A 25,456-nucleotide genomic window follows, 5' to 3' on the forward strand; every position below is an offset into this window, starting at 1 on the left:
TCGGGCGCGGGGCTTCGCCAAGGCTCGGGCCATGACAGACGTGCGACCCGTGACCTATGTGATCGGCCTTCTGGTGGCAACCATGGGGGTGTTCATGCTGTTCCCGCTGGCGCTGGACCATGCGGCGGGCGACCCGAACTGGGGCGCGTTTCTGCAGGCGTCGATCCTGTGTCTGGTGGCAGGCGGCGCGATGGCGCTGGCCTCGGCCAATGGCGCGGGCGGGTCGATGAGCTTGCAGCAGATCTTTTTGCTGACCACCGGGGTCTGGGTGGCGATGCCGGCCTTTGGCGCGCTGCCGCTGATTCTGGGCGCGCCGGGCCTGTCGGCGACGGATGCGATGTTCGAGGCGGTGTCGGGCATGACCACCACCGGCACCACGGTGATTGTCGGCATCGACGCGCTGCCGATGGGGGCCAACCTGTGGCGCGGCATCCTGCAATGGCTGGGCGGTCTTGGGATCGTCATCGTGGCGCTGCTGTTCCTGCCGGTGATGAAGGTGGGGGGGATGCAGTTCTTCCGCTCCGAAGGCTTTGACACGCTGGGCAAGGTGCTGCCGCGCGCGCTGGATATCTCGTCGGCGCTGATCCAGATCTATGTCTGGCTAACGGTGGCCTGTGCGATGACCTATTTCGCGCTGGGGATGAGCGGGTTTGACGCGGTGATGCACGCGCTGACCACGGTATCGACCGGCGGCATGTCCAGCTATGACGCGTCTTTCGGCATGTTTCAGGGGCCGCTGGAATATGCGGCGGTGGCCTTCATGATTCTGGGCAGCCTGCCGTTCATCCGCTTTGTGCAGCTGGCGCAGGGGATATTCCTGCCGATCTGGCGCGACCCGCAGGTGCGCGCCTATCTGCGCTGGAACCTCTATGCGATCATCGCGGTACTGCTGTACGAAGTGCTGACCCATGACATGTCGATCAGCGTGGCCCTGCGGGAATCGGCGTTCAACATCGTCTCGACGTTTTCCGGCACCGGCTATTCCTCGGTCGATCTGTCGGGCTGGGGGCCGTTTCCCTTTGTCATCCTGATCGTGGTCGGGCTGATCGGCGGCTGCACCTCTTCGACCGGGTGTTCGGTCAAGGTGTTCCGCTATCTGATCCTGTTCGAGGCGATCAAGGTGCAGATCAAGCGGCTGCACAACCCGTCGTCAGTCAACCCGCTGCGCTATGACGGGCGCACGGTCGGGCAGGACGTGCTGGATTCGGTGATCGTGTTTTTCACGCTGTTCATGCTGACCTTTGGCCTGCTGGCGGTGGGGCTGTCGCTGACCGGGCTGGAGTTCAAGACCGCAGTGACCGCCGCCTGGACCAGCATCGCCAATGTCGGCCCGGTCTTTGGCCGCGAGGTCGGGCCCACCGGCGCGGTGCATGGCTTTCCGGACTCGGCCAAGTGGATGATGATGGCGGGCATGTTGCTGGGCCGGCTGGAGCTGTTGTCGGTCTACGTGCTGTTCATGCGCCGGTTCTGGCAGAACTGACCCCGGCGCCTCACCGCGCCTTGCGCATCGTCTGTCTGAAACATCACGGGGGGTGCGACGCGCCAGGGGGGCTGGCCCCCCGGCACCGCCAGACGGGCGCGCCTTGCGCCCTATTCCCAGCAGCTGACCAGCACGGTCATGCCGGTTGCCTTGCGGGTCAGATCTTCCGGGGCCAGCGCCCCATTGGCCGTGGAATCGGTCGCCGTGACCCCCTGACCATCCAGCATCTGCCGCAGCACGGTGCCGGAGGCCGCGAATTCCACGCCGTCGGGCAGCACCCGCGCCGGATCGGGGACGCGCGGCAACAGCATGCCCAGCACCGCGCCGGTGCTATCCAGCACCGGCCCGCCGGCATCGCCGGGCAGGGTGGTGATGCCCAGCCGTTTCACGCCCTGCTCGCCGTTCAGGCCCTGCACATCTTCGAGCAGGCCAAAGGTGATGACCGGGGCGGGCAGCGCATCCTCATAGGAATAGCCCGCAACCGCCACTTCTGACCCGACACGGTCGGTCGCGGTCTGGAACCCGGCAAAGGCGGGCGGGGCGAGCGGGGTCTTGGGGGTCAGCAGCGCAAGGCCGCTGCTGGCGTCGGCAAAGCTGACCGTGGCCTCGGTCACGCCATCCAGCGTGATGCGGCCGCACTGCGCCACAGCGGCGGCAGGGGTCACCACACGCCCGGTGGCATCAACATAGAACCCCGAGCGCGACAGGATCGGGCGGCGCAGTTCCAGCCCGGCCAGCAGGCCCCGGCGGGCGGCGTCGGTCATCGGCACCATGCCGGGATCAAGGGCCCGGTTGCCGACAGCGCGGAAGCTGGATTGCATCAGTCCCAGCACCCGGCCGGCCTGATCGGCCTGATCGGGGGACCAGAGCAGGATATAGCCCTTGACCAGCCCGGCGCTGGTTTCGGCAAAGGCATAGCTCTGGCGGGTGGCAGAGGTGCCGTTGATCTCGAACGACCGCTCGCCCCGGCTGCGCTCGCCGGTGGTGGGGATCAGGGTCAGGCTTTGCAGGATGTCGTACAGGCCATAAAGCGCTGCCTTGTCGCCGGGTTGCGAGATCAGGATAACCTTCAGCCCGCCCTCCGCCCTGGGCGCAAAATGCACGAAGGGCGGCTCGTAATGGTCGAATTGCACCAGACCAAGCGGCAGGGTGATTTCGATCCCGGATTCGGTTTCGGACACGGTTTCAAAGCCATATTCGGCCGTATCGGCCTGCCAGTTCGCAACCAGCGTGGCGCGTTGGCGACTGGTCAGAATGCCGGTCGGCTCTGCCCCCATCGCGCTCTGCCAGGCGGCCATCGAGGTGCGGGTGCCGGGGCCGAACGCGCCGTCGATGCCTGCGGCGTAAAAGCCTTCCCATTGCAGGGCGCGTTGCAGGTCTTCGCGTTCGGCAAGCGTCAGCTCTGCCTCTGACCGGCGGGCTTCAGCCGGGGTTTCCTCGATGGGTTCGGGAATGGGTTCGGGCAGGGGGGCCGGGGCGGCCTCAACCGTCGCCTCGGGGGCAAGCGGCGTCACCTCGACCGGCAGATCCGGGGCAAGCGGCGCAGCCAGCGGTGCCAGCGGGGCGGCTGGCTGCCCGCCCACAGGCCAGAACCGGGCGCGGAAGTTGGTGCCATCGGTCACGTAGCTGTCCCGCGGGATCAGGTTTTCGCGGCGCAGGTCAGCCAGCCGCTGTGCGGCCACTTCGGGCGTGTAGGGGCCAAGCGCGATGCCATACCAACGCGACCCCAGCTCATAGCCCTCGACATCGGGAAAGGCGGCGGCATAGGCGCTGGCGCGGGCTTCGGCCTCGGCCAGCGTGGGCTGGGCTTCGACCTGCACCCAGGATTGTTGTTGTGCGGCGGCCATCCCGGCCCAAAGCATCACCGCCACCGTCCAAAGCCCAAATCCTGCGCGCAGCATTCCGTTCCTTCCGCTTTCCACAACCCGCCAGCCTGACCGCCCACCTTTGACAGTGGCGCGGCGGCGCATTGACCCTGCCGAGCCTCTTGCCTATGACAGCCGGGCATTTCAAGGGTTTTACGTGCCCAAAGGGGTCACCATCATGTCAGACAGTCAGCGCTCAGGCGCGGAACCGGCGACGATCACGGCACCACGCTCCTTTCAGGAGATTATCCTGCGGTTGCAGTCCTATTGGGCGGCCAAGGGCTGCGCGATCCTGCAACCCTATGACATGGAGGTGGGGGCGGGCACCTTTCACCCGGCCACCACGCTGCGGTCGCTGGGCACAAAGCCCTGGGCTGCGGCCTATGTTCAGCCCTCGCGCCGGCCGACCGACGGGCGCTATGGCGAAAACCCGAACCGGTTGCAGCATTACTACCAGTATCAGGTGATCATCAAACCGTCGCCGCCGGACCTGCAAGAGCTGTATCTGGGCAGCTTGCGCGCCATCGGGCTGGACCCCGCCCTGCACGACATCCGCTTTGTCGAGGATGACTGGGAATCCCCCACGCTGGGCGCCTGGGGTCTGGGCTGGGAGGTGTGGTGCGATGGCATGGAAGTCAGCCAGTTCACCTATTTCCAGCAGGTCGGCGGCCATGACTGCCGCCCGGTCAGCGGTGAGCTGACCTACGGTCTGGAACGTCTGGCGATGTATGTGCTGGGCATCGACCATGTGATGACCATGCCGTTCAACGATCCCACAGCCCCGATCCCGCTGACCTACGGCGACATCTTCCGCCAGACCGAAGAGGAATATTCGCGCCACAACTTCGACGGGGCCTCTACCGACATGCTGTTCCAGCATTTCAAGGATGCCGAGGCGGAATGTGACCGTCTGCTGGGTTTTGACCCGCAGGATGCCAAATCCGGCAAGCGCATCATCATGGCGCATCCGGCCTATGACCAGTGCATCAAGGCCAGCCATCTGTTCAACCTCTTGGACGCGCGCGGCGTGATTTCGGTCACCGAGCGGCAGGCCTATATCGGGCGGGTGCGGGCGCTGGCGAAGAAATGCGCCGATGCCTTCCGCCAGACCGAAGCGGGCGCGGATGCGGCCGGGGCGGTGGCATGAACGGCAAGATAGCAGCGGGGGCGATCGTGATATCAGCAATTTTGGCCGGTGTAGGGGTCTGGTACCAGCAGGAATACGCGTTCTACGCGCCGGTCAGCTTCACCCCGGGGCAGGAAATCACCCTGACCACGATTGAGAGCGGTCAGCCCGAACCGATCCTGGCCGAAGGCGTCACCGGCATCGACGCCGACAGCAGCCCGCTGCGCTTTCGCGCCTGTTTCACCACGCCGATGACGCAGGCGATGCTGTCGGAAACCTATGTCGCCTATGACGGTGCTGTGCCGCTGGTCGCGCCCGGCTGGTTTGACTGCTTTGACGCGGTGGAAATCGGCACCGCGCTGGAGCGGGGCGAGGCGCTTGCCTTTCTGTCGCAAGCGGGCGTTGCCGCCGATATCGACCGTGTGGTCGCCGTCTTTCCCGATGGTCGGGCTTATGCCTGGCATCAGTTGAACCCCGCTGCCGAGGATTGATCCGATGTCTGATCTGCTGATCGAGCTGTTTTCCGAGGAAATCCCCGCCCGCATGCAGGCCCGCGCCCGCGAAGACCTGAAAAAGCTGGTGACCGATGGTCTGGTCGAGGCGGGGCTGACCTATGCCTCTGCCGGGGCGTTTTCGACGCCGCGCCGCTTGACCCTTGCGGTGGAGGGGTTGAGCGCGGAAAGCCGCGCCGTGCGCGAGGAACGCAAGGGGCCGAATGTGTCGGCTCCCCCGGCGGCGGTGGAGGGGTTTTTGCGCTCGACCGGGCTGACGCTGGAGCAGCTGGAAAAGCGCGCCGATAAAAAGGGCGAGGTTTACTTTGCGGTGATCGAAAAGCCGGGCCGCAAAGCGCACGAGATCATCGCCGAGGTGCTGGAAAGTGTGATCCGCACCTTCCCATGGCCAAAGTCAATGCGCTGGGGCAACGGGTCTTTGCGCTGGGTGCGACCGCTGCATTCCATCCTGTGCCTCATGTCCGATGAGGGTGGGGCCGAGGTGGTGCCATTGAGCGTCGACGGCATCGTGTCGGGCAACACCACACGCGGCCACCGCTTCCTGTCGCCGGGGGCGTTTTCTGTAACGTCTTTCGAGGATTACGCGGCAAAGCTCAAGCGCGCCCATGTCATTCTGGACTCGGCCGAGCGCGAAGACGCGATCTGGGCCGAGGCGCAGACCCTCGCCTTTGCCGCCGGGATGGAACTGGTCGAGGACAAGGGCTTGCTCACGGAAGTGGCCGGTCTGGTCGAATGGCCGGTGCCGCTGATTGGCCGCATTGCCGATGACTTCCTCGGCCTGCCGCCCGAGGTGCTGCAAACCTCGATGAAGGAACATCAGAAGTTCTTTTCCGTCCGCAACCCGAAAACCGGGCGGATCGAGGGCTTTGTCACCGTCGCCAACACCACCACCGCCGACCATGGCGAGACGATCCTGAAGGGCAACCAAAAGGTGCTGGCGGCCCGGCTGTCGGATGCGAAGTTCTTTTGGGAGAATGACTTGCGCGTGGCCAAATCGGGCATGGGCGAGTGGGAAGAGGGGCTGAAAGCCGTCACCTTCCACAACAAGCTGGGCTCACAGGCCGACCGGATTGCCCGCATCGCGGCGCTGGCGCGCGACATCGCGCCGATGGTCGGGGCCGATGCCGATCTGGCGGAACGCGCGGCCAGGCTGGCGAAACTCGACCTGCGCTCGGCCATGGTTGGCGAGTTCCCCGAATTGCAGGGGCTGATGGGCATGTACTACGCCCGTGAAGCCGGAGAGCCGGAAGCGGTGGCCCTCGCCGCCCGCGACCACTGGCGGCCCAAGGGCGAAGGCGACACCGTGCCCACCGACCCGGTCTCGGTCGCGGTGGCACTGGCCGACAAGATCGACACGCTGACCGGCTTCTGGGCGATTGACGAGAAACCCACAGGGTCAAAAGACCCGTTTGCGCTGCGGAGAGCGGCGTTGGGGGTTATTCGGTTGGTGTTGGGGAATGGGGTGCGGGCCGACATCTTGGCGCTCTTTTCAGCGGCTATTAGGCGCGCCAACGCTGACAGCCTGCATACCTTTGTCGATGAAGATGTCATCTTTGACGGCAACCACCTCGGCTGGCCGCAGTTTTTCTTGTACTCCCTGTCTGACTGGGCATCGCCCGAAGCGATTGATTATTTGGCTCGGGCGATTAATTCTGATGATTTGAATTTCGACGAACGCAAAGCTGCTGCCGGGAACATTGCCTCGCGGATTATGGCTGGCAGTGTTGAAGAAACTAACAACCTCCTCGCCTTCTTCCACGACCGACTCAAAGTCTTCCTCAAAGACCAGGGCATCCGTCACGATGTCATCGACGCCTGCCTCGCCATGCCCGGCAATGATGACCTGACCCTGCTGGTCAAGCGCGCCACCGCCTTGCAGGCCACGCTGCAGACCGAAGACGGGGCCAACCTTGTCCAGGGCACCAAGCGCGCCAGCAACATCCTGACGCAGGCCGAGGCCAAGGATGGCGTGGAATATTCCTTCGGCGCCGACCCGAAATTCGCCGAGACCGACGAGGAACGTGCGCTGTTCGCAGCCCTTGACGCAGCGGAACAGACCATCGCCCCGGCGATGAAGGCCGAAGACTTCGCCACCGCCATGCAGGCGATGGCGGCCTTGCGCGCCCCCATCGACGCGTTCTTCACCGCCACCCAGATCAACACTGAAAACCAGATCCTGCGCCGCAACCGGTTGAACCTGTTGCACCGGATCCGCACCATCTGTCTGTCGGTGGCCGACCTGACCAAACTCGACGGCTGATTTCATCTTGGCGAAAATACTCTCCGGGGGTGAGGAGCAAAGCGACGAGGGGGGCGGAAGCCCCCCTTTTCCACATCGGCACCCGGCGCATCCCTGATCCGAGAGGCGCTTGCCTGACCCCGGAATCGGTGTAGTGTCGGCGCAGAAGAAGGAATGCCGCAGTGCAGAAACTTGACGCCGCCACGATTGCCGGCGACCCGATGGTCGCCTTTGCCGAAGTCACGCCGACCGCCCGCATTGACCGCGTGGCGCATGGCTGGCGGGCAAAGTGCCTGCAACGGCTGGTGCGGCTGGATCTGCCGGTGCCGCAGACCGTGGCGCTGCCGGCGCTGACGGTGCGGGCGATTGCGGCGGGCACGCCGGTGGATTGCGCGGCGATCCTTGCGCATTTCGGCGCCTCGCCGCTGATCTCGGTCCGGCCTTCGCCGGAAAACCCCGATTGGGGCGGGCCTGCGACCGTGCTCAACATCGGGCTGAACGCCGAGCGGCACAAGGCGCTGGCGGCGCGTCATGGCCAGCAGGCGGCGGATGCGATCTATCTGCGTTTTGTGCAATCCTATGCCACCCATGTCGCCCGGCTCGACCCCGACATGTTTGCCGCAAGCGCGCCCTCGCCCGAGGCGGTGACGGCGGCGTTGCAGGTCTATGCCACCGAAATGGATGAGGAATTTCCGCAAGACCCGGCGCGGCAACTGTCCGAGGTGCTGCGCTCGATGGCCCGCGCCTGGGAAGGCACGACGGCGCGGCTCTTGCGGCAGGCCAAGGGCGCGCCGGTCGATGCGCCGCTGGGGCTGGTGGTGCAGGCGATGGCGCAAGGGCTGGGGCAGGGGATTTCCGGCTCTGGCGTGGTGCAGTTTGTCGACCCGGTGACGGGCGAGCCGCAGATCACGGGCCGTTATCTGGGGCAGGGGCAGGGCCGCGATGCGCTGAAAGCGCCGCAGGCGATGTTCCTGACCCATGATGCGCGCGGCCCCTCGCTGGAGGATATCGCGCCCGATCTGGTCGCCGATCTGATCCGCCATGGCACCGCCTGCCGCGCCCGCCTGCGTGAGGAGATGCAGATCGAGTTCACCATCGAGGATGGCCGTCTGGCGGTGCTGGATGCGGTGCGGGTTCAACGCTCGGCCCGTGCGGGCTTGCGCATTGCGGTGGCACTGGCGACCGACGGGGTGATTCCGCGTGAAGAGGCGGTGCTGCGGGTAGAGCCTCGGGCGTTGACGGAACTGCTGCACCCGCAGGTCGACCCGCGCGGCACGCGCGATGTGATCGCGCGCGGCATTGCCGCCAGCCCGGGGGCGGCGGTCGGGCGGATCGTGTTTTCCAGCCATGCGGCGCAAGCCAGTGCGGCGCGGGGCGAGCCCTGCATTCTGGTGCGGCGCGAAACCGCGCCCGAAGACATCCGCGGCATGCACTCGGCGGCCGGGGTGCTGACCGAACGCGGCGGCGTCACCAGCCATGCGGCGGTGATCGCGCGCGGGCTGGGGCTGCCTTGCGTGGTCGGGGCCGATCTTCGCTTAGATGCCAAGAACAAGCGGGTTCAGGCCAATGGCCGCAGCTTTGGCGAAGGCGATGTGATCACGGTCGACGGCACCACCGGGCAGGTGCTGGCCGGGTCGGTCGATATGCTGGCCCCGGCGCTGGACAGCCATTTCCAGACCCTGCTGGGCTGGGCCGATGAGTTCCGCGATATCGGCGTGCGCGCCAATGCCGACACCCCCGCCGATGCCGCCACCGCGCGGCAATTTGCGGCGCAGGGCATCGGGCTGTGCCGGACCGAGCACATGTTCTTTGAAGAGGATCGTCTGGTCGCCATGCGCGAGATGATCTTTGCCGATACCTCGCAGGACCGGGCGGCATCCTTGGCGCGGCTGTTGCCGATGCAGCGGGCGGATTTTGTGCAACTGTTTGAAATCATGGCCGGGTTGCCGGTCTGCATCCGGCTGTTCGACCCGCCGTTGCACGAGTTTCTGCCCCACAGCCGCGAGGGCTTGCGCGAACTGGCCGAGGCGCTGGACAAGCCGTTGTCAGAGGTGACACGGCGGGCCGAGGCGCTGACCGAGTTCAACCCGATGCTGGGCATGCGCGGCGTGCGGCTGGGGGTGGTCCTGCCCGAGATCTACGACATGCAGGCGCAGGCGATCTTTGAGGCCACGGTCGAGGTGGCGCGGCGCGGCGCGGCGGTGGTGCCGGAGATCATGATTCCGCTGGTGAGCGCGCGGCGCGAGGTGGAGCTGGTGAAAACCCGCGTCGATGCGGTCGCTGCCGCCGTGCGGGTCAAGGCGGGGCGGGATTTCGACTACAAGCTGGGGGTGATGGTGGAAACCCCGCGCGCCGCCCTGCGCGCTGGCGAGATTGCGCAACATGCGGCGTTTTTGTCGTTCGGCACCAATGACCTGACCCAGATGACCTATGGCCTGTCGCGCGATGATGCCGGGCGGTTCATGAACACCTATGTGCAGCAGGGCGTGTTCCCCGAAGATCCGTTCCACATTCTGGATGTCGATGGCGTGGGGGAACTCTTGCTGATCGGCGCGGAGCGCGGGCGCAAGACGCGGCCCGATCTGACGGTTTCGATCTGTGGTGAGCATGGTGGCAACCCCGAATCAATCGCCTTTTGCCGCAAGGCCGGGTTCGATTATGTGTCCTGTTCACCCTATCGTGTTCCCCTTGCACGGCTGGCGGCGGCCCATCTGGCGCTGCAGGATCGTTGTGGATAACTCAAAAACAGACACAATATCATGTGACTGCGCGGGTTTCTTCATCTGATTTCTTAAGAGCTGCGCGAAAATCCGCCGATGCATCGCTTAAAAGCGTTGCATTTATGATACATAGGTAGACTCTGCCCCGTTCCCTGCTTTATGCCCGGCGGCTGTTGCGCGGTGCTGTGAATTTCACCGGTTCCGTGCAGCCCCAAGGCAACAGAACGGAACACGAGACAATGCGCTTGCGACAAATCATGGCCTCGGCTGCGGTGGCAGTCTGTGCCACGGGTGGAGCGGCCTTCGCCGATGTGACGGTGAGCCAGTCCAACAGCCCGGATCTGGGCATGGCTGAACAGATCGCCTCTCTCATGGGGGCAGAACATGCAACGGTCGGGGCGATGCCGCAGGATCGTCTGGCGGCGCTGGCGACCGGCCCGGCAAAGCCGCAACCCGTGGTCAAGCAGCGGATCGCCAAGGGAAAGACCGTCGAACCGGCCCAGCCCGTGCTGATCCGGTATGAAGAGAGTTTTCTTGCAGCACAGCCCGCCCCAAAGGGCGATGCGCAATGGCAATGCCTGCAAAAGGCGCTGTATTTCGAGGCGCGGGGCGAAAGCCTGAAAGGCCAGTTTGCGGTGGCCGAGGTGATCCTGAACCGGGTCGAAAGCCGCGAATACCCCAATTCGGTCTGCGGTGTGGTGCAGCAGGGCGGCGGTGGCGGCTGCCAGTTCAGCTATGTCTGCGACGGCAACAGCGATGTGATGCGCGACCGGGAAGCCGCTGACAAGGCGGGCCGGATTGCGGCGATCATGCTGAACGGTGCGCCGCGCGGGCTGACTGCGGGGGCCACGCATTTCCACACCCGCGCGGTGAACCCGCGTTGGGCGCACCGCTTTCCGCGCACGGCGGCCATCGGCGCGCATCTGTTCTACCGCCAGCCCGGGGCCTGACCGCACGGCATGTCGCGGGGCTTGCGCCCGATGTCGGCATAGGGCTATCGGATGCGGGGGCAGGGTGTAACCTGCCCCCGATCCTTTTGGGCCATTGGGGGGCCAGATGACCAGCGACATCCGCCTCGCCTTTGCCCACCCGGAAGAGCGCAGCCAGGCTTCGGCCAGTGCCGACCCGCGTGACCGGATTTCCCTGCGCGATCATGTGGTCGAGGTCGATATCGGCGCGTTCCAGCAGGAACGCGGCCACAAGCAGCGGGTCATGTTCAACGTGGTGGTCGAGGTGGCGCCGGTGACGGCGCCGCTGAATGATGATGTGGACCGGATCCTGTCCTATGACCGGATCACCTGGGCCATCGCGCATGAACTAGCGGCGGAACGGCTGAACCTGCTGGAAACGCTTGCCGAGCGGGTGGCAGAGCGGATTCTGGCCGAGCCGCAGGCGATGCGCGCCTTTGTGCGGATCGAAAAGCTGGATATCGGGCCCTATAAACTGGGGGTCGAGATTGTGCGCAGCCGCGCCGAGGTGCCGCTGCGGGTGGTGGGGCAGGACGGGCTGGAATCGGCGGTGCATCCGCTGGTGGTGCATCTGGACAATGCCACGCTTGCCACCGGCGATCTGACCGCGCGACTGGACGGCTTGCTTGCACGGGGTGCGCCGCTGATCTTGACCGTGGGCCTGCCGGATGGCCCGCGCCCGCAGACCGGGCACCGCCCGACGCAGCGCCGGATTGATCTGCTGGCCATCGAGCAGAATGCCTGGACCCTTGCCGCGCGCGACCCGCGCTGTGTGGTGGTGGCGACCCGGACCGAAATTGACTGGGCCATCAAGCGGGGGCAGCCCGTGGTCTGGGCCCCGTCAAAGATGGTGCTGGATGCGGTCGATGGCCCGAAATCGGCAGAGCCGGTGGCGCTGGCGCTGTGGCTTGCCGAAGAGATGGCGGCGCGCGCGCTGGTCGTTCACGGGAATGTTGCACTTCCGGCGGGAAGCCGCGTTCCGGTCGAGCAGGGCTGACCGATGTGCTTGCCAAAGCGGCGGTTTGGGGCCTAATCCGGGCGCATGACATACCTTCGCCCGATCCCGCTGCAGGATGCCGCCCGCCCGAGTGATGCCCTGACCCTCGCCGGGGGCTGGTGCCGCTTTACCCATGTGGAAATTCTGGAGCGGGGCCGTGCGCCCGTGGTGCTGCCCGCGTCCGAGGCACCGCCCAGCCTGCTGTCGCCGCTGTTGTCTCCGCGCGCCGATTTCGCCGGGCTGACGCTGGACCGGCCCCGGCTGATGGGCATTCTGAACGTGACGCCCGACAGTTTTTCCGATGGTGGGCTGTTTCTGAAGCCCGAAGCCGCAATGATGCAGGCCCGCGCGATGGCGGCACAGGCCGATATTCTGGATGTCGGCGGCGAAAGCACCCGGCCCGGTGCGGCAGAGGTCCCGGTCGACGAGGAAACCGCGCGCACAGGGCCGGTGATTGCGGCGCTGCGCGCGGCGGGGATCGAGCGGGCGGTGTCGATTGACACGCGCAAGGCGGCGGTGGCACGCGCTGCGCTGAAAGCGGGAGCGGGGATCGTCAATGACGTGACCGCGCTGCAGTTTGATGCCGATATGGCCGCGCTGGTGGCCAAGGCCGGGGTGCCGGTGATCCTGATGCATTCGATCCTGACGCCGGACCGGATGCAGGACGGCCCGGTTTACGACGATGTGCTGCTCGATGTGTATGACGCGCTGGCCGCCCGTGTGGCCGCGGCCGAGGCGGCGGGCATCGCCCGCGACCGCATCGCGGTTGACCCCGGCATCGGCTTTGGCAAGACCCTCGCCCATAACCTTGCGCTGCTGGCGCGGCTGAGCCTGTTTCACAGCCTTGGCCTGCCGGTGCTGCTGGGGGCCAGCCGCAAGCGCTTTATCGGCACGCTGAGCGGCGAGGATGACGCCGCAAAGCGGATGTCGGGCAGCATCGCCGTGGCGCTGGCGGGTGTCGCGCAGGGGGTGCAGATGATCCGTGTGCATGACGTGGCCGAAACGCGGGCGGCGCTGACGCTGTGGCAGGCCGTCACCCAGACAACACCAGACGCAAAACAGGGGGAAAACCCATGACGCGCAAGCTTTTCGGAACCGATGGCGTGCGGGGCCGCGCCAATACCTATCCGATGACCGCCGAAATGGCCCTGAAACTGGGTGCTGCGGCGGGGCGGTTTTTCCGCCGCGATGGCGGCTCGGCGCACCGGGTGGTGATCGGCAAGGACACCCGGCTGTCGGGCTATATGCTGGAAAATGCGCTGACGGCGGGGCTGACCAGCACCGGCATGAATGTGCTGCTGCTCGGCCCGGTACCGACTCCGGCGGTCGGCTTTCTGACCCGCAGCATGCGCGCCGATGTGGGGGTGATGATCTCCGCCAGCCACAACCCGCATCAGGACAATGGCATCAAGTTCTTTGGCCCCGACGGGTTCAAACTGTCGGATGAGGCTGAGGCCGAGATCGAGGCGCTGCTGGAGGGTGAAATCCAGCTGGCGCAGGCCGCCAACATCGGCCGGGCCAGACGGATCGAGGATGGGCGCGGGCGCTATCAGGAATTCGTCAAGACCACCTTTCCCGCCGGGCTGCGGCTCGATGGGCTGAAAGTGGTGATCGACTGTGCCAACGGGGCCGCCTACCGCGCCGCACCAGAGGTGCTGTGGGAGCTGGGGGCGACGGTGGTGCCGGTGGGTGTCAGCCCGAACGGCACCAATATCAACGACCGCTGCGGCTCGACCCACACCCAGACCGCCGCCGAGGCGGTGGTGGCGCATGGGGCGGATGTGGGGATCTGTCTGGACGGCGATGCCGACCGGGTGATGATCCTGGACGAGGCGGGCCGGGTTGCCGATGGCGACCAGATCATGGCGATGATGGCCTCACGCTGGGCGATGGATGGCAAGCTGCGCGGCGGCGCGCTGGTCGCCACGGTAATGTCGAACCTTGGACTGGAGCGGTTTCTGACCGGGCAGGGCATCGGGCTGGAGCGCACGGCCGTGGGCGACCGCTATGTGGTCGAACGGATGCGGGCCGGCGGGTTCAATCTGGGCGGTGAGCAGTCGGGCCATATCGTGATGACCGACTATGCCACCACCGGCGACGGGCTGATCGCGGGCCTGCAGTTTCTGGCCGAGATGGCCCGCACCAGCCACAAGGCGAGCGCCCTGGTGCGGCAGTTCGACACCGTGCCGCAGATGCTGAAGAATGTGCGCTTTGCGGCGGGCAAGACACCGCTGGAGCAGGCCTCGGTTCAGGCGGTGATCGCCGCCAACACCGCCCGGATTGCGGGCAAGGGCCGGATCCTGATCCGCAAATCGGGGACCGAGCCGCTGATCCGGGTGATGGCCGAATGCGAGGATGAGGGCATGCTGGTGCAGGTGGTGGATGAGATTGTCGGCGCGGTCGAGGCGGTGGTGTAGGGGGCTTCCCCCTGTGTTACACTTGGTGGATTTCAATCTTATCAATGGGTTGGCCCTCGAACTTTAAGGCGTTTTTAACGATTTCCCACAGCGGCCAGTGACGAAGCGGGAGGGGTGGCCATGGCCATGATCACCGGAATTGAGGATTTTTTCACCAAGGGCTGCGGGCGCTGTGCGCGGTTTGACACAGCCGATTGTTCGGCGCTGCTGTGGCGCGCGGGGCTGAGCCAGTTGCGCGCCCTGCTGCGCGGGGCAGGTCTGGTCGAGACGGTGAAATGGGGGCATCCGTGTTACCTGCATGCCGGGCGCAATCTGGCGATCATCGGCGCGTTCCGGCAGGAGTTCCGGCTGACATTCTTTCACGCCGCATTGCTGAAAGACCCCGAGCGGGTGCTGGAGCGGCAGGGGGAAAACACCAGACATGCCGATATGATCCGGTTTACCGATGCGGCACAGGTGACAGCGCTGGCCCCGGTGATCCGCGCCTATGTGGCCGAGGCGATGGGATATGCCGATGCAGGTGTGGTGCCGGTGAGAGAGCAGGCCGCGCTTGACCTGCCCGGGGCTTTGGTCACGGCGCTGGACGCGGACCCCGACTATGCCGAGGCGTTTCACCGCCTGACACCGGGGCGGCAACGCAGCTATGTGATTGCGCTGTCTTCGGCCAAGACCGAAGCGACGCGGGTGGCGCGGGTGGAAAAGTTCCGCGACAAGGTGCTGGCGGGCAAGGGCGCGACCGAGCGTTAGGGGTCTGGCGCGTTCTGGCCGTGGGCCGCGGCGTCAGCGCGCAGCCTGACCCGGCGCGCGGCTGGCACGGTCGGGGGAACCAAAGCGGGTGGGGCGCGTTGGAGTGGCAGAGCCTGTGTTGCCTTGTCTTGACCCCATGCCACGCCCGGCGCCGCCCTCTGACTTGCCTGCTGTGGCCAACCCAGAAAGGATGACCCCGATGACCGGAGCCCTGATCCCGTTTTTATCGCTGCTGACCATGCTTGCCGTTCTGGTGTTCGCCATGATCAGCAAAGCCCGCGTCGAAGAACGCCGCCACGACCCCAATGCGCCGAAATCCACACTTGCCAAGGATGGCAAATATGGCGGCGTGGCGTTTCTGCTGCCGCTGGCCGAGCTGGAACGTCGGCGGTTCCTGCGACGCTGATCCGTCGCTGATGCGTGCGAGTACGCACCTTACCGTCTGATGAGCCTTACCGTCTGATGAGCCTTACCGCCTGATGAGATTGAAAAAAAAGGCCGGGGATTCCCCCGGCCTTTTCCTGTGGTGTCGGGTGCGTGCGGGCACGCACCCTTTTGCGTGTTGCCTTAGTTGCGGGCCTTGTCGACCATCTTGCCTTTGGAGATCCAGGGCATCATGTCGCGCAGTTTCTTGCCGACCAGTTCGATCTGGTGCTCGTCATTTGAACGGCGCGAGGCTTTGATCGTCGGCTGGCCCACGGCGTTTTCCAGCATGAAATCGCGCACGAATTTGCCGGACTGGATGTCGGACAACACGGCTTTCATGCGGGCCTTGGTCTCGTCATACGGCAGGATGCGCGGGCCCGAGACATATTGGCCATATTCGGCGGTGTTCGAGATCGAGTAATCCATGTTGGCGATGCCGCCTTCATAGATCAGGTCGACGATCAGCTTCACTTCGTGCAGGCATTCGAAATACGCCATTTCCGGCTCGTAGCCCGCTTCAACCAGCGTCTCGAAGCCCATGCGGATCAGCTCGACCAGACCGCCACAGAGCACAGCCTGTTCGCCGAACAGGTCGGTTTCGCATTCCTGACGGAAGTTGGTCTCAATGATGCCCGAGCGGCCGCCGCCGATGCCCGAGCAGTAGGACAGGCCGATTTCCATCGCCTTGCCGGTGGCATCGTTATGGACGGCCACAAGGCAGGGCACGCCGCCGCCTTTGGTATATTCGCCGCGCACGGTGTGGCCGGGGCCTTTGGGGGCCATCATGATGATGTCGACGCCGGGTTTCGGCTCGATCAGGCCGAAGTGGATGTTCAGGCCATGGGCGAAAGCAATGGCGGCGCCTTCGCGGATGTTGTCATGCACGTATTTCTTGTAGGTTTCGGCCTGCAGCTCGTCGGGCATGGTGAACATGATCAGGTCGGCCCAGGCCGCGGCTTCGGCAATGCCCATGACCTTGAGGCCTTCGCCTTCGGCTTTCTTGGCGGAAGGGGAGCCTTCGCGCAGGGCGACCACAAGGTTTTTCGCGCCCGAGTCGCGCAGGTTCAGCGCATGGGCATGGCCCTGGCTGCCATAGCCGAGGATCGCGACCTTTTTGTCCTTGATCAGGTTGATGTCGCAGTCACGGTCATAATACACGCGCATGGCGTCTCTCCTTTGATTGATGAGGCGATAATAGCGGGTTTCTGGTGTGAGCCCGTGCATTGTTTGACGTAAGACGAATTTTCTGCGAAAATTCATGCGCTGAACTACATAATGGTGAATTAATCATGCATTTGGACGAGGCCGACCGCCGCATCCTGCGCCACTATCTGGCGGAACCCGCGCTGGAGCGGGCGGTGCTGGCTGAACGCGCCGGGGTAACGCCGGCGACGCTGTGGCGGCGGCTGGAGCGGATGCGGGAGGGCGGGGTGATCAAGGCGGAGGCGGCGGTGATCGACTGGCGCGCCCTGGGCTATGGGGTGGAGGTGTCGTTGCGCTTTACCCTCGACAAGACCAACCCCCGCGCCTTTGACGAATTCATCTCCGCCGCGCGTGAGGTGCCGGAGGTGGTGACGATCGAGACCTTTCTGGGCCGGGTCGATGTGCGCCTGACGGTGATTGCCCGCGACATGGTGCAATATCAAGAGATCTACCGCCGCCGCATCCTGACCCTGCCGCATATTGCCGAGCTGGAGGCGCTCATGCTCATTGCCACGATCAAGGATGCCGAAGGATTGCCGATATGATGGATCTGGATGATCTGGACCGGGGCATTCTGCGGATCTTGTCGCGCGATGGCATGGTGGGCGCGGGAGAGCTGGGGCGGCTGTTGGGGCTGAGCCAGCCCGCCGCCTGGCGGCGGGTGAAGCGGCTGGAGGAGGCGGGCGTGCTGGCGGGGCGGCGGGTGGAGGTGGACCGCGCCGCCCTTGGCTTTGGCGTCACGGTGTTTCTGGGCATCAAGCTGGCCACGCGCGGCCGGGTGCCGCTGGAGGATTTCGAGCGCGCGGTCAGCGCCATCCCCGAGGTGCAGGTGGTGCAGCATGTGCTGGGGTTGTTCGACTATCGCCTGCGGGTGGTGGCCCGCGACATCGCCGATTTTGAACGGGTGCTGCGGCGGCGGATCATGACCCTGCCGGGCGTGGGCACGGTAGAGGCCAATGTGCTGTTGACCGAAGAGCGCAGGCCGGGGCCGCTGGGGTAGCGGCTGGCCGCCGGGGCTCTGCCCCGGACCCCGGGATATTTGGAGACAGGTAATGGGCAGGGGGGGTGCTTTTTGCGCGGGCAGAGCTATGGTTGGCGCAAAGAGGAGAGAGTCATGGCTGGATTGTTGAGCAATGTTGACCCGGAGGGGTTGGAGGAATTTTCGGTGGTGTTCACCGATCGCAGTCTGAACCACATGTCAGCGCGGTTTCAGGGCGTGATGCGCGATGTGTCAGAGATGCTGCGCGAGGTGTATAACGGCAGCGCCGTGGCGCTGGTGCCGGGCGGCGGCACCTATGCGATGGAGGCGGTGGCGCGGCAATTCGGGCAAGGCCGCGTGCTGGTGGTGCGCAACGGCTGGTTTTCCTATCGCTGGAGCCAGATTTTTGAAGCAGGGGGCTTTGCGCAAGAGGTGAGCGTGGTGATGGCGCGGCAGACCGGCAATGACGCCCGCGCGCCCTATGCGCCACCGCCGGTGGAAGAGGTCTGCGCCAAAATTCGCGAGACCCGGCCCGAGGCGGTGTTTGCGCCGCATGTCGAGACCAGCGCCGGGATCATCTTGCCGGACGATTACATCCGCACGGTGGCAGAGGCGGCGCATGAGGTGGGGGCGCTGATGGTGCTCGATTGCATCGCGTCGGGCTGCATCTGGGTGGATATGGCGGCTGTCGGCGTCGATGTGCTGATCTCGGCCCCGCAAAAGGGATGGTCAGCCTCGCCCTCTGCCGGGGTGGTGGTGATGTCGCCTGCCGCCGAGGCGCGGCTGGCGGAGACCACGTCAAACAGCTTTGCGCTGGATCTGAAGAAGTGGCGGGCGATGATGACGGCCTATGAGGGCGGCGGCCATGCCTATCATGCCACCATGCCGACCGATGCCATCCTCGGGTTCCGCGATGCGATGGTCGAGACCCGCGAAATGGGCTTTGACGCGGCCAAGGCCGCGCAATGGGAGCTGGGGCGGGCGGTGCGGGCGCTGCTGGCGGCGAAGGGCGTGCGCTCGGTCGCGGCAGAGGGGTTTCAGGCCCCCGGTGTCGTGGTGAGCTATACCGATGACCCGCAAGTGCAGAACGGCGCCAAGTTCCGCGCGCAGGGCTTGCAGATTGCGGCGGGCGTGCCGTTGCAGGTGGGCGAGGGTGAGGCGTTCAAGACCTTCCGCATCGGGCTGTTCGGGCTCGACAAGCTGCGCGACGTGCCGGGCACGGTGGCGCGGCTGGAGCGGGCGGTGGCGGCGGTGCTGTAGCCCCGGGGGCACGATTTTTCTGCGAAAAATCAGCGATGCGCCGGGTGAGGCGCAGAATTTTCGCAGAAAATTCGGGTCAGCGGACGCCGAGGCCGGCTTTCATCAGGGTCCGGCGCACCGGCGCGGCGGAATAGAGCGCGTTCAGCGCCGTCGCCCGCAGGTCGCGCAGGCCCTGTGCCCCCATCATCGAGGCGCGGTTCAGTGCGTCGATTCCGGTCACCCTGGCCTGCACGTCCCAATGGCGTTTGCGGTGATAGGCGTCGAGCATCTTTGCCGAACCGATATCCTCCGGCGCGGCCTTGGCCAGATCCAGCAGCACCGTCAGATCGGCAAGGCTCATGTTCAGCCCCTGCGCGCCGATGGGGGGCACCACATGCGCGGCTTCAGCCATCAGCGCGCAGCGCTCGCCCGCCATCCGTTCGGCAATCTGGGAGATGATGGGCCAGACCGTCAACCGGCTGGCCAGAGTCAGAGGCCCGAGGATCTGGCACGAGCGGGCGTTCATCTCGGCCTCGAACGCGGCGACCGGCAGCGCCTGCAGGCGCGCAACCTCCGGCCCGGTTTCCATCCAGACCACGGCAGAGCGGGGCAATCCGTCACGGTCGGGCAGCGGCACCAGCGTGAACGGGCCGCCGGAGCGGTGGATCTCGGTCGAAACATTCTGGTGTGGCACCGGATGCGAGACGGCAAACGCGAGGGCCTTTTGCCCGTAGCGCAGGGTTTTCACCGGGATGCCAAGCGCCTGACGCACCACCGAATTGCGCCCGTCCGCCGCGATCACCATGCGGGCGCGAATCTGCGCGCCACCCGTCAGGGTGACCAGCGCCTCGCCGGTGCGGGTCAGCAGCCGGGCGGTGCCGGTGCCGGGGCGGAAATCGACGTTTGGCAGCTCGGCCAGTCGCGCCACCATCTCGCGGCGCAACAGCCAGTTCGGCAGGTTCCAGCCAAACGGCAGATCGCTGATGTCGGCGGCGTTGAAATCCTTGGTCAGGCGCGGTTCCGCCACCTCGCCCCCTGCGTCGATGATCCGCATCACCTGCAGGGCTGCGGCATAGGGCTCCAGCCGCGCCCAGAGGCCTGCGGCCTGCAGCACCGCGACAGAGGGCTGCAGAAACGCGGTGGTGCGCAGATCGGCGCCGTCATCAGTGTCCGAGGTGACGGGGGGCGTGGGATCAACGCAGATCACGCTGAACCCGGCCGCGCCAAAGGCGGCAGCGGCGCTCAGCCCGGCGACCCCGCCGCCAGAGATCAGAATATCGGTGCTGGTGCGTGTCATCGGGCTCTCCTGTCCGGGCACAAGATAGCCCCGGTGGCGGGGAAGTCGAAGGGACAAAATGCCCCGGTCAGCGCATGGACCGTGACCGGGCGCTTAGTTTTTCGGCCGTGACCGGACGCTCAAAGCTTTGGCCGTGACCGGACGCTTAAAGCTTCGGCCGTGACCGGGCGCTCAAAGCTTTGGCCGTGACCGGCCGGGCCAGCTGATCACCACAAAGAACACAAACATCAGCGGCACCAGCACAAGTGCTGTCAGTGTAAACACCACCGGCCCCCAGAGCAGAAAGCCCAGGACCTCCAGCGTGAGCACCACCACCAGCAGGTAGAACACGTTGTTCACATCCTGCGCGATCTCGCGGGCGATGCGCCCAATCACCGGCGTGCCGTACAAAAGCCGCTGGCCAAAGGACGGGCGCGTGAAGGAGGGTGTGGTCTGGGCCATCTGCGGCATCTCCGGCATATCGCTCCAGAGATAGGCACCGCGCGCGGATCGTGCCACGCGCGAAATGACGCATCCGCGACTCAGCTTTCGGTCAGCAGCGCCAGAAAGCCCGACAGATCGGCTGCATGGTGGTGGATGTGCGGGGCCGGTTCCGGCTGCGGCGCAATGTGGATCGTGCGCAGCCCCATCGCATGCGGCACCGCCAGATTGCGCGGATCATCCTCGAACATCGCGGCCCGCGCCGGGGTCAGACCGTCAAGGGCAAACACCGTCTCGAAGGCCGCGGCCTCGGGTTTGGGCAGATAGCCCGCATGTTCCACCCCGTAGACGGCATCAAACAGCCCGGCCAATCCGCGCGCCGCCAGCACCTTTTGCGCATAGGGCGCGTCGCCATTGGTATAGACGATGCGCCTGCCGGGCAGGGCGGCAATCCGGCGGGCCAGCTGCGGATCGGCCTCCAGCACCGAAAAGTCGATGTCATGCACATCGGCGAGATAGCCAACCGGATCAATGGCATGCTCGCGCATCAACCCGGCGAGGGTGGTGCCGTAGAGCTGCCAGTAATGCCCGCGCAGATGGTTGGCGTGGGCCTGATCCACCCCAAGCTCGCGCATCACCCAGGTCGTCATGCGCTGTTCGATCTGGTCGAACAGCCGCATGCGGGGCGGGTAAAGCGTGTTGTCGAGATCAAACACCCAGGTCTCGACATGGGAAAAGCTGCTGCGGTCCATGGCCCCGCTCTAGCCCGGCGATTTTGCCCCGGCAAGCCCCCGCGTCTCACTCTGGCGTGCCCCCTTTGGATTGCACCTTTCTGAAATACTCCCGCCGGAGGCATCCGCCGCTGGCAGCGGGTGCGTGGCCATGGCTGCTTGCCAAAGGCCGGCACCGGGCTGTAGCCTGCCTGTCACATCGAAATAACAAGGACGTGCCGGTGCAGAAGGATGCCTATACGCTGATTCTCGAAGCGATCGAGGCGGGGCTTTACAAGCCCGGCGATCGTCTGGTCGAATCGGAACTGGCCGAGCGGCTGGGGGTCAGCCGCACCCCGGTGCGCGAGGCGTTGCAGCGGCTCGAGACGCAGGCGATGCTGACGCGCGACGGGCGCAGTCTGATTGTGGCCAGTCTGGACCACAACCAGCTGGCCGAGCTTTATGCGGTGCGCAGCGAGCTGGAGGGGTTGGCCGCAAGGCTGGCGGCGCGCCATGCCACGGATGAGGAAATCCGGGTGCTGCGGGCGATGGTCGAGGATGACAGCCGCCTGCTCTCCGGGGATCCGCGCGCGCTCAGCCGGGCCAACAAGCGCTTTCACCGCCAGATCCATCTGGCCAGCCACAACCGTTTTCTGGTGCAGCAGCTGGATCTGGTGCACCGGTCGATGGCGCTGATGGCAAATACCTCGCTGGCAGCCGAGGGGCGCAGCGAGGTGGCGCTTGCCGAGCATGACCGGATCGTGGCCGCAATCGAGGCGCGCGACGGCGAGGCGGCCTATCAGGCGCTGCGGGTGCATATCAGCCGGGCGTTCGAGACCCGGCTGCGGGTGGATGCGGGCGAGTTGCGGCTGAAGGACTGAGCCTCCCAAAGACCCTCACCCGTCAAGCGGGTCGAAATGGCCATGCGCGGTCTTGTCCCAATAGAACGGGTTGCGCACCATCTCCCACCCCGCCTTGTACGAGGCAAGGGCACCCAGCGGGAAATAGAAGTGCATGATCAGCACCCACCAGCGGCTGAACCGGTGGCCAGACAGGTGCAGCGCCGTCAGATGCAGCGACAGGTTCACCACCTCGGTCAGCAGCAGCACGCCGATCAGCCCGACGGTGACGACGGGCGGCAGCGCATCGGCAATCGGGTGGGGCAGGCCGATCCAGGGCAGCCAGAACGACCACAGCACCGGCACCAGCAGGAATTGCGACAGGGTACACAGCAGCAGCACCTGAAATCCTGCGAATTTCCACGGCCCCAGCTGCCGCCACAGCAGCACCGGGTCGCGCATATGGGTGGCCCAGGTCATCATGTAGCCCTTGAGCCAGCGCGAGCGTTGCTTGATCCAGGGCAGGGTGCGGCAGTTGGCCTCTTCTCCGGTGATGGTGTGGATCAGCTCGGTCCGGTAGCCGTGGCGATAGAGCCGCATGCCCAGATCGGCGTCTTCGGTGACGTTGTGCGCGTCCCACCCGCCCAGCTCTTCCAGTGCGGCGCGGCGGAAAAACGGTGTTATGTATCAAACGCACCAAGCTGGAAGAGGGTCGGCGCGAAGGCGCTTATAACGAAAAGTTGCGCGGTCCGATAGCGCCGTGCATGTTTACTCTCAAGCATTTTTGGGAGATTCTTAATGGCTCAACAGACGGTGGCCGAAGTGAGTAGGAAGTCTTTTTCAGTAGCATATGACGGCCCCAACCGAGCTGATGACCACACAATTGACGTGGACATCCTAGCGCCTGCCCTCTTGGCGTTTGGCAGACTGGTCCGCGAAGCCAATAAGGAGGCCAACGGGAAGGTAGCGACGGCCCGCGTCCTTGTTGTCTCCGATTTTGAGCACAAATGCTTCAACGTGAATTTTGACGTTGTCCTTACGCTTTATGAGCAAGCAAGGCAGCTGGTCGGCTTGCAAGAGGTGAAGGACGCCAAAGATATTCTTGAGTGGCTGGATCTTATCGTTGGTGGGACTGTCGCTTCGGGCTTGGGATTCTTGGGTTACTTGCGTTGGAAGCGCGGTCGCAAGGTTGAGGACGTCTCACAGATCACAGACACCGATCAGGCTGGTATGGTGGCAGTAAGGGTGGAAGGGGAGCGCAACCACGTCATCATTCACAACCACACATACAACCTGTCCAACAACCCGAAGGCCCTAGCGGCGGCGCGCGATGCGCTGTCGCCAATCGGGTCCGATGGCTTTGATAACATGACGCTTCGGGATGGCGGAAGGGTTGTAAGGCAGATTGAGAAAGACGAGGCCGACGCGATCATTACCTCTTGTGCAAGTGGCATCGAAGAGGCGAAGGACATAGCCCCCACGGTGGAAGAGACAACTGCTTGGTTGACCGTATATTCGCCGGTCTTTGAGGCAACTGCTGATACCTGGCGCTTCAAACTTGGACAAGAGGTCATCTACGCGGACATATCGGAAACCAGTATTGCCCAAGATGCCGTCAAGCGCGGCGGCGCAATGATGGACGACACCTATCAAGTTCGCCTTGAAATCACGATACCAACTGGCGCGGATGGAAAACCTAAGAAGCCCTCTTACAGGGTGCTTAAAGTATTGCGATTTCTAGAGGCCCCGCCTTCGGGACAGGACAACCTACCACTTGAAGGCTAGAACCGTAGCTCATGCGTCCCAATTGCGCTGAAACACTGCAACAGGAACGCAGCTGGGAATTTCCCGCGCGCTAACTTGTTGCGAATATTTACTTCTTTATCCCCGATCAGATCCGCGAGCTGCGCATAGGTCACGCCTTTGCGCTTGAGTTCCGCTTTCAGCATGTTTGCTGCGAACACTTCCCAGTCTGTTTTTTCGATCATACATCACCCTCGGCAATAAAAGCACTGTATACGTTACTTATGCCCTTGCGCGCGATACGTCAACGCACTATATACGTTACATACGTAACACAGGCGATGACAAATGGCACAGCACTTCCTCCTTTCCGCAGCGGCTCGCACCCTGAGCCTCAAGGCGATCTACAAGGCCGGTGAAGCTGCGGCCCATGAAACGTTCTGCAAAATGCGCTGGCCGGAAACTGATGGCGAAGCCGTTTGCCCTGAATGCGGTTGCTTTGAAACGTACAAGATCACCACCCGCCGCAAGTTCAAGTGCAAGGCTTGCCTGCGTCAGTTCTCGGTGACTTCCGGCACGATCTTTGCCAGCCGCAAGATGGCTTTCGTTGACCTGCTGGCAGCGATCATCATCACGGTGAACGCTGCCAAGGGCGTTTCCATGGTGCAGCTGTCGCGCGATCTGGACTGCCAATACAAGACCGCCTTCGTGCTGGCTCACAAGCTGCGCGAGGCGATGGCGCTGGAAGTCCACACGGGCGAAATACTGAAAGGCCACGTCGAGGTTGATGGCGCTTACTTCGGCGGTCATATCCGCCCCGCCAACGTCAAGGCTGACCGCGTGGACCGCCGCAAGAAAGAACACCAGAACGGACGCCGCCGCGTTGTCGTGGTGATGCGTGAGCGTCTGGGCCGCACCCTGCCAGTCGTCACCATGGCAGAAGCCGAAGGCGTGGCGCTGGTGAACGAGAATGTTGACCGCATGGCGACCCTGTCGGCTGACGAAGCCTCGCACTGGGATATGCTGCATGCCGGTTGGGAAGTTGACCGCGTGAACCACAGCGAAGTCTACAGCGACCACGGCAAGCACACCAACTGGGCGGAAAGCTATTTCTCGCGTCTACGTCGCATGGTTGTCGGCCAACACCACCACGTCAGCCCCCGCTACCTGCACCAGTACGCAACGCAAGCCGCGTGGCTGGAAGACAAGCGCCGCGAAAGCAACGGCGTTCTGGCTCACGGTCTGGTGGCGAACGCGATGGGATGCCCTGTCAGCCGCGCGTGGAAAGGCTACTGGCAGCGGTCGGCTTGATCGTCACAAGCCATTGTGGGGGTGAAAGGAGAACGCCGCTGGACTCTGTAATATGACGTACTGTAGAAGGGAAAGACCGCCCTTGCAGGGGCGGCCTTCTGAGATCGATCTCGTTCAACTGTGCGGTAACACAGCCTCCCTGAACAAGACCGAGCGTCTACCAAATGGTGCGCGCAGGTCAAGGCAAAAGTTACCGTGCCCCAGCGTCATGAAAGGGC

23 protein-coding genes and 1 pseudogene are annotated in these 25,456 nt (G+C 64.6%); 17 read left to right on the forward strand and 7 right to left on the reverse strand.

The annotated features are described in order from the left end of the window. Positions 1-31 precede the first annotated feature (31 nt). Positions 32-1,480, forward strand: coding sequence for a TrkH family potassium uptake protein (locus J2X53_RS04320; RefSeq protein ID WP_349036219.1), 1,449 nt, complete (start codon positions 32-34; stop codon positions 1,478-1,480). 110 nt (positions 1,481-1,590) lie between these two features. Here the strand turns inward: J2X53_RS04320 and J2X53_RS04325 are convergent, their stop codons facing one another. After that, positions 1,591-3,381, reverse strand: coding sequence for a serine protease (locus tag J2X53_RS04325; RefSeq protein WP_349036220.1), 1,791 nt, complete (start codon positions 3,379-3,381; stop codon positions 1,591-1,593). Between the two features lie 142 nt (positions 3,382-3,523). On the opposite strand from J2X53_RS04325, the gene J2X53_RS04330 reads away from it, so the two are divergent. The 10 genes from J2X53_RS04330 (at position 3,524) to J2X53_RS04375 (ending at position 15,477) form a co-directional block, all read left to right on the forward strand. Next, positions 3,524-4,492, forward strand: a complete 969-nt coding sequence (locus J2X53_RS04330; RefSeq protein ID WP_349036221.1) for a glycine--tRNA ligase subunit alpha — start codon at positions 3,524-3,526, stop codon at positions 4,490-4,492. Further along, complete coding sequence (locus J2X53_RS04335) at positions 4,489-4,962, forward strand: DUF6446 family protein (RefSeq protein WP_349036222.1); 474 nt, start codon at positions 4,489-4,491, stop codon at positions 4,960-4,962. Before J2X53_RS04330 ends, J2X53_RS04335 begins: the two co-directional genes overlap by 4 nt. Before the next feature lie 4 nt (positions 4,963-4,966). Beyond that, positions 4,967-7,243, forward strand: a complete 2,277-nt coding sequence (gene glyS, locus J2X53_RS04340) for a glycine--tRNA ligase subunit beta (protein ID WP_349036223.1) — start codon at positions 4,967-4,969, stop codon at positions 7,241-7,243. Positions 7,244-7,443: 200 nt separating this feature from the next. Beyond that, the gene (locus J2X53_RS04345; RefSeq protein ID WP_349036307.1) at positions 7,444-9,960 is read left to right on the forward strand and encodes a putative PEP-binding protein; all 2,517 of its coding nucleotides are present in this window, start codon (positions 7,444-7,446) and stop codon (positions 9,958-9,960) included. A 221-nt stretch (positions 9,961-10,181) separates the two neighbouring features. Next, on the forward strand, positions 10,182-10,892 hold the full coding sequence (locus J2X53_RS04350) for a cell wall hydrolase (protein WP_349036224.1): 711 nt from the start codon (positions 10,182-10,184) through the stop codon (positions 10,890-10,892). A 106-nt stretch (positions 10,893-10,998) separates the two neighbouring features. Further along, positions 10,999-11,907, forward strand: a complete 909-nt coding sequence (locus J2X53_RS04355; protein WP_349036225.1) for a dihydroneopterin aldolase — start codon at positions 10,999-11,001, stop codon at positions 11,905-11,907. Between the two features lie 45 nt (positions 11,908-11,952). Continuing rightward, complete coding sequence (folP, locus tag J2X53_RS04360; protein WP_349036226.1) at positions 11,953-12,984, forward strand: dihydropteroate synthase; 1,032 nt, start codon at positions 11,953-11,955, stop codon at positions 12,982-12,984. After that, positions 12,981-14,324 carry a phosphoglucosamine mutase gene (gene glmM / locus J2X53_RS04365; RefSeq protein ID WP_349036227.1) on the forward strand — a complete coding sequence of 448 codons (1,344 nt, stop codon included), beginning with the start codon at positions 12,981-12,983 and terminating at the stop codon, positions 14,322-14,324. The genes folP and glmM overlap by 4 nt, the downstream gene beginning before the upstream one ends. A 120-nt stretch (positions 14,325-14,444) precedes the next feature. After that, a complete protein-coding gene (locus J2X53_RS04370; protein WP_349036228.1) occupies positions 14,445-15,071 on the forward strand; it encodes a YdeI/OmpD-associated family protein in 627 nt (208 codons plus the stop codon). Between the two features lie 199 nt (positions 15,072-15,270). Beyond that, on the forward strand, positions 15,271-15,477 hold the full coding sequence (locus tag J2X53_RS04375; protein WP_349036229.1) for a hypothetical protein: 207 nt from the start codon (positions 15,271-15,273) through the stop codon (positions 15,475-15,477). Between the two features lie 161 nt (positions 15,478-15,638). Here J2X53_RS04375 and ilvC read toward each other — a convergent pair whose 3' ends face one another. Beyond that, entirely contained in the window at positions 15,639-16,661 is a 1,023-nt protein-coding gene (ilvC, locus tag J2X53_RS04380) for a ketol-acid reductoisomerase (protein ID WP_349036230.1), read from the reverse strand. Between the two features lie 125 nt (positions 16,662-16,786). Here ilvC and J2X53_RS04385 point away from each other — a divergent pair, with 125 nt between their 5' ends. The 3 genes from J2X53_RS04385 to J2X53_RS04395 all read left to right on the forward strand — a co-directional run bounded on the left by J2X53_RS04385 (position 16,787) and on the right by J2X53_RS04395 (position 18,939). Beyond that, on the forward strand, positions 16,787-17,245 hold the full coding sequence (locus J2X53_RS04385; RefSeq protein ID WP_349036231.1) for an Lrp/AsnC family transcriptional regulator: 459 nt from the start codon (positions 16,787-16,789) through the stop codon (positions 17,243-17,245). Next, positions 17,242-17,700 (forward strand): Lrp/AsnC family transcriptional regulator, encoded by a 459-nt coding sequence (locus tag J2X53_RS04390; protein ID WP_349036232.1) that lies wholly within the window; start codon positions 17,242-17,244, stop codon positions 17,698-17,700. The genes J2X53_RS04385 and J2X53_RS04390 overlap by 4 nt, the downstream gene beginning before the upstream one ends. Positions 17,701-17,814: 114 nt before the next feature. Next, entirely contained in the window at positions 17,815-18,939 is a 1,125-nt protein-coding gene (locus tag J2X53_RS04395) for an aminotransferase class V-fold PLP-dependent enzyme (RefSeq protein WP_349036233.1), read from the forward strand. A 76-nt stretch (positions 18,940-19,015) separates the two neighbouring features. On the opposite strand, the gene J2X53_RS04400 is transcribed toward J2X53_RS04395, so the two are convergent. The 3 genes from J2X53_RS04400 to J2X53_RS04410 form a co-directional block, all read right to left on the reverse strand. Beyond that, positions 19,016-20,215 (reverse strand): UbiH/UbiF family hydroxylase, encoded by a 1,200-nt coding sequence (locus J2X53_RS04400; protein ID WP_349036234.1) that lies wholly within the window; start codon positions 20,213-20,215, stop codon positions 19,016-19,018. A 171-nt stretch (positions 20,216-20,386) separates the two neighbouring features. Then, on the reverse strand, positions 20,387-20,656 hold the full coding sequence (locus J2X53_RS04405; RefSeq protein WP_349036235.1) for a hypothetical protein: 270 nt from the start codon (positions 20,654-20,656) through the stop codon (positions 20,387-20,389). Between the two features lie 80 nt (positions 20,657-20,736). Beyond that, the gene (locus J2X53_RS04410; RefSeq protein ID WP_349036236.1) at positions 20,737-21,387 is read right to left on the reverse strand and encodes a pyrimidine 5'-nucleotidase; all 651 of its coding nucleotides are present in this window, start codon (positions 21,385-21,387) and stop codon (positions 20,737-20,739) included. Positions 21,388-21,587: 200 nt separating this feature from the next. Here J2X53_RS04410 and J2X53_RS04415 point away from each other — a divergent pair, with 200 nt between their 5' ends. Then, a complete protein-coding gene (locus J2X53_RS04415) occupies positions 21,588-22,226 on the forward strand; it encodes a GntR family transcriptional regulator (protein WP_349036308.1) in 639 nt (212 codons plus the stop codon). Positions 22,227-22,241: 15 nt separating this feature from the next. Here J2X53_RS04415 and J2X53_RS04420 read toward each other — a convergent pair. Beyond that, positions 22,242-22,859, reverse strand: a pseudogene (locus tag J2X53_RS04420) (glycosyltransferase); the annotation flags it as partial. A 123-nt stretch (positions 22,860-22,982) separates the two neighbouring features. On the opposite strand from J2X53_RS04420, the gene J2X53_RS04425 reads away from it, so the two are divergent. Further along, positions 22,983-23,969 carry a hypothetical protein gene (locus J2X53_RS04425; protein WP_349036237.1) on the forward strand — a complete coding sequence of 329 codons (987 nt, stop codon included), beginning with the start codon at positions 22,983-22,985 and terminating at the stop codon, positions 23,967-23,969. Here J2X53_RS04425 and J2X53_RS04430 read toward each other — a convergent pair. Then, entirely contained in the window at positions 23,966-24,172 is a 207-nt protein-coding gene (locus J2X53_RS04430) for a DUF6471 domain-containing protein (RefSeq protein WP_118155661.1), read from the reverse strand. The two genes, J2X53_RS04425 and J2X53_RS04430, sit on opposite strands and share 4 nt — an antisense overlap. 103 nt (positions 24,173-24,275) lie before the next feature. Here J2X53_RS04430 and J2X53_RS04435 point away from each other — a divergent pair, with 103 nt between their 5' ends. Beyond that, a complete protein-coding gene (locus J2X53_RS04435; protein ID WP_349036238.1) occupies positions 24,276-25,238 on the forward strand; it encodes an IS1595 family transposase in 963 nt (320 codons plus the stop codon). Positions 25,239-25,456: the final 218 nt, after the last annotated feature.

It is taken from the genome of Pseudotabrizicola sp. 4114 (assembly GCF_031457365.1).
Lineage (GTDB): Bacteria > Pseudomonadota > Alphaproteobacteria > Rhodobacterales > Rhodobacteraceae > Pseudotabrizicola.

What these genes read in the sequence shown, in the direction of transcription:
- J2X53_RS04320 (WP_349036219.1), top strand. Translation starts at nt 32, where the DNA reads ATGACAGACGTGCGACCCGTGACCTATGTGATCGGCCTTCTGGTGGCA.
- J2X53_RS04325 (WP_349036220.1), bottom strand. Translation starts at nt 3,381, where the DNA reads ATGCTGCGCGCAGGATTTGGGCTTTGGACGGTGGCGGTGATGCTTTGG.
- J2X53_RS04330 (WP_349036221.1), top strand. Translation starts at nt 3,524, where the DNA reads ATGTCAGACAGTCAGCGCTCAGGCGCGGAACCGGCGACGATCACGGCA.
- J2X53_RS04335 (WP_349036222.1), top strand. Translation starts at nt 4,489, where the DNA reads ATGAACGGCAAGATAGCAGCGGGGGCGATCGTGATATCAGCAATTTTG.
- glyS (WP_349036223.1), top strand. Translation starts at nt 4,967, where the DNA reads ATGTCTGATCTGCTGATCGAGCTGTTTTCCGAGGAAATCCCCGCCCGC.
- J2X53_RS04345 (WP_349036307.1), top strand. Translation starts at nt 7,444, where the DNA reads ATGGTCGCCTTTGCCGAAGTCACGCCGACCGCCCGCATTGACCGCGTG.
- J2X53_RS04350 (WP_349036224.1), top strand. Translation starts at nt 10,182, where the DNA reads ATGCGCTTGCGACAAATCATGGCCTCGGCTGCGGTGGCAGTCTGTGCC.
- J2X53_RS04355 (WP_349036225.1), top strand. Translation starts at nt 10,999, where the DNA reads ATGACCAGCGACATCCGCCTCGCCTTTGCCCACCCGGAAGAGCGCAGC.
- folP (WP_349036226.1), top strand. Translation starts at nt 11,953, where the DNA reads ATGACATACCTTCGCCCGATCCCGCTGCAGGATGCCGCCCGCCCGAGT.
- glmM (WP_349036227.1), top strand. Translation starts at nt 12,981, where the DNA reads ATGACGCGCAAGCTTTTCGGAACCGATGGCGTGCGGGGCCGCGCCAAT.
- J2X53_RS04370 (WP_349036228.1), top strand. Translation starts at nt 14,445, where the DNA reads ATGGCCATGATCACCGGAATTGAGGATTTTTTCACCAAGGGCTGCGGG.
- J2X53_RS04375 (WP_349036229.1), top strand. Translation starts at nt 15,271, where the DNA reads ATGACCGGAGCCCTGATCCCGTTTTTATCGCTGCTGACCATGCTTGCC.
- ilvC (WP_349036230.1), bottom strand. Translation starts at nt 16,661, where the DNA reads ATGCGCGTGTATTATGACCGTGACTGCGACATCAACCTGATCAAGGAC.
- J2X53_RS04385 (WP_349036231.1), top strand. Translation starts at nt 16,787, where the DNA reads ATGCATTTGGACGAGGCCGACCGCCGCATCCTGCGCCACTATCTGGCG.
- J2X53_RS04390 (WP_349036232.1), top strand. Translation starts at nt 17,242, where the DNA reads ATGATGGATCTGGATGATCTGGACCGGGGCATTCTGCGGATCTTGTCG.
- J2X53_RS04395 (WP_349036233.1), top strand. Translation starts at nt 17,815, where the DNA reads ATGGCTGGATTGTTGAGCAATGTTGACCCGGAGGGGTTGGAGGAATTT.
- J2X53_RS04400 (WP_349036234.1), bottom strand. Translation starts at nt 20,215, where the DNA reads ATGACACGCACCAGCACCGATATTCTGATCTCTGGCGGCGGGGTCGCC.
- J2X53_RS04405 (WP_349036235.1), bottom strand. Translation starts at nt 20,656, where the DNA reads ATGGCCCAGACCACACCCTCCTTCACGCGCCCGTCCTTTGGCCAGCGG.
- J2X53_RS04410 (WP_349036236.1), bottom strand. Translation starts at nt 21,387, where the DNA reads ATGGACCGCAGCAGCTTTTCCCATGTCGAGACCTGGGTGTTTGATCTC.
- J2X53_RS04425 (WP_349036237.1), top strand. Translation starts at nt 22,983, where the DNA reads ATGGCTCAACAGACGGTGGCCGAAGTGAGTAGGAAGTCTTTTTCAGTA.
- J2X53_RS04430 (WP_118155661.1), bottom strand. Translation starts at nt 24,172, where the DNA reads ATGATCGAAAAAACAGACTGGGAAGTGTTCGCAGCAAACATGCTGAAA.
- J2X53_RS04435 (WP_349036238.1), top strand. Translation starts at nt 24,276, where the DNA reads ATGGCACAGCACTTCCTCCTTTCCGCAGCGGCTCGCACCCTGAGCCTC.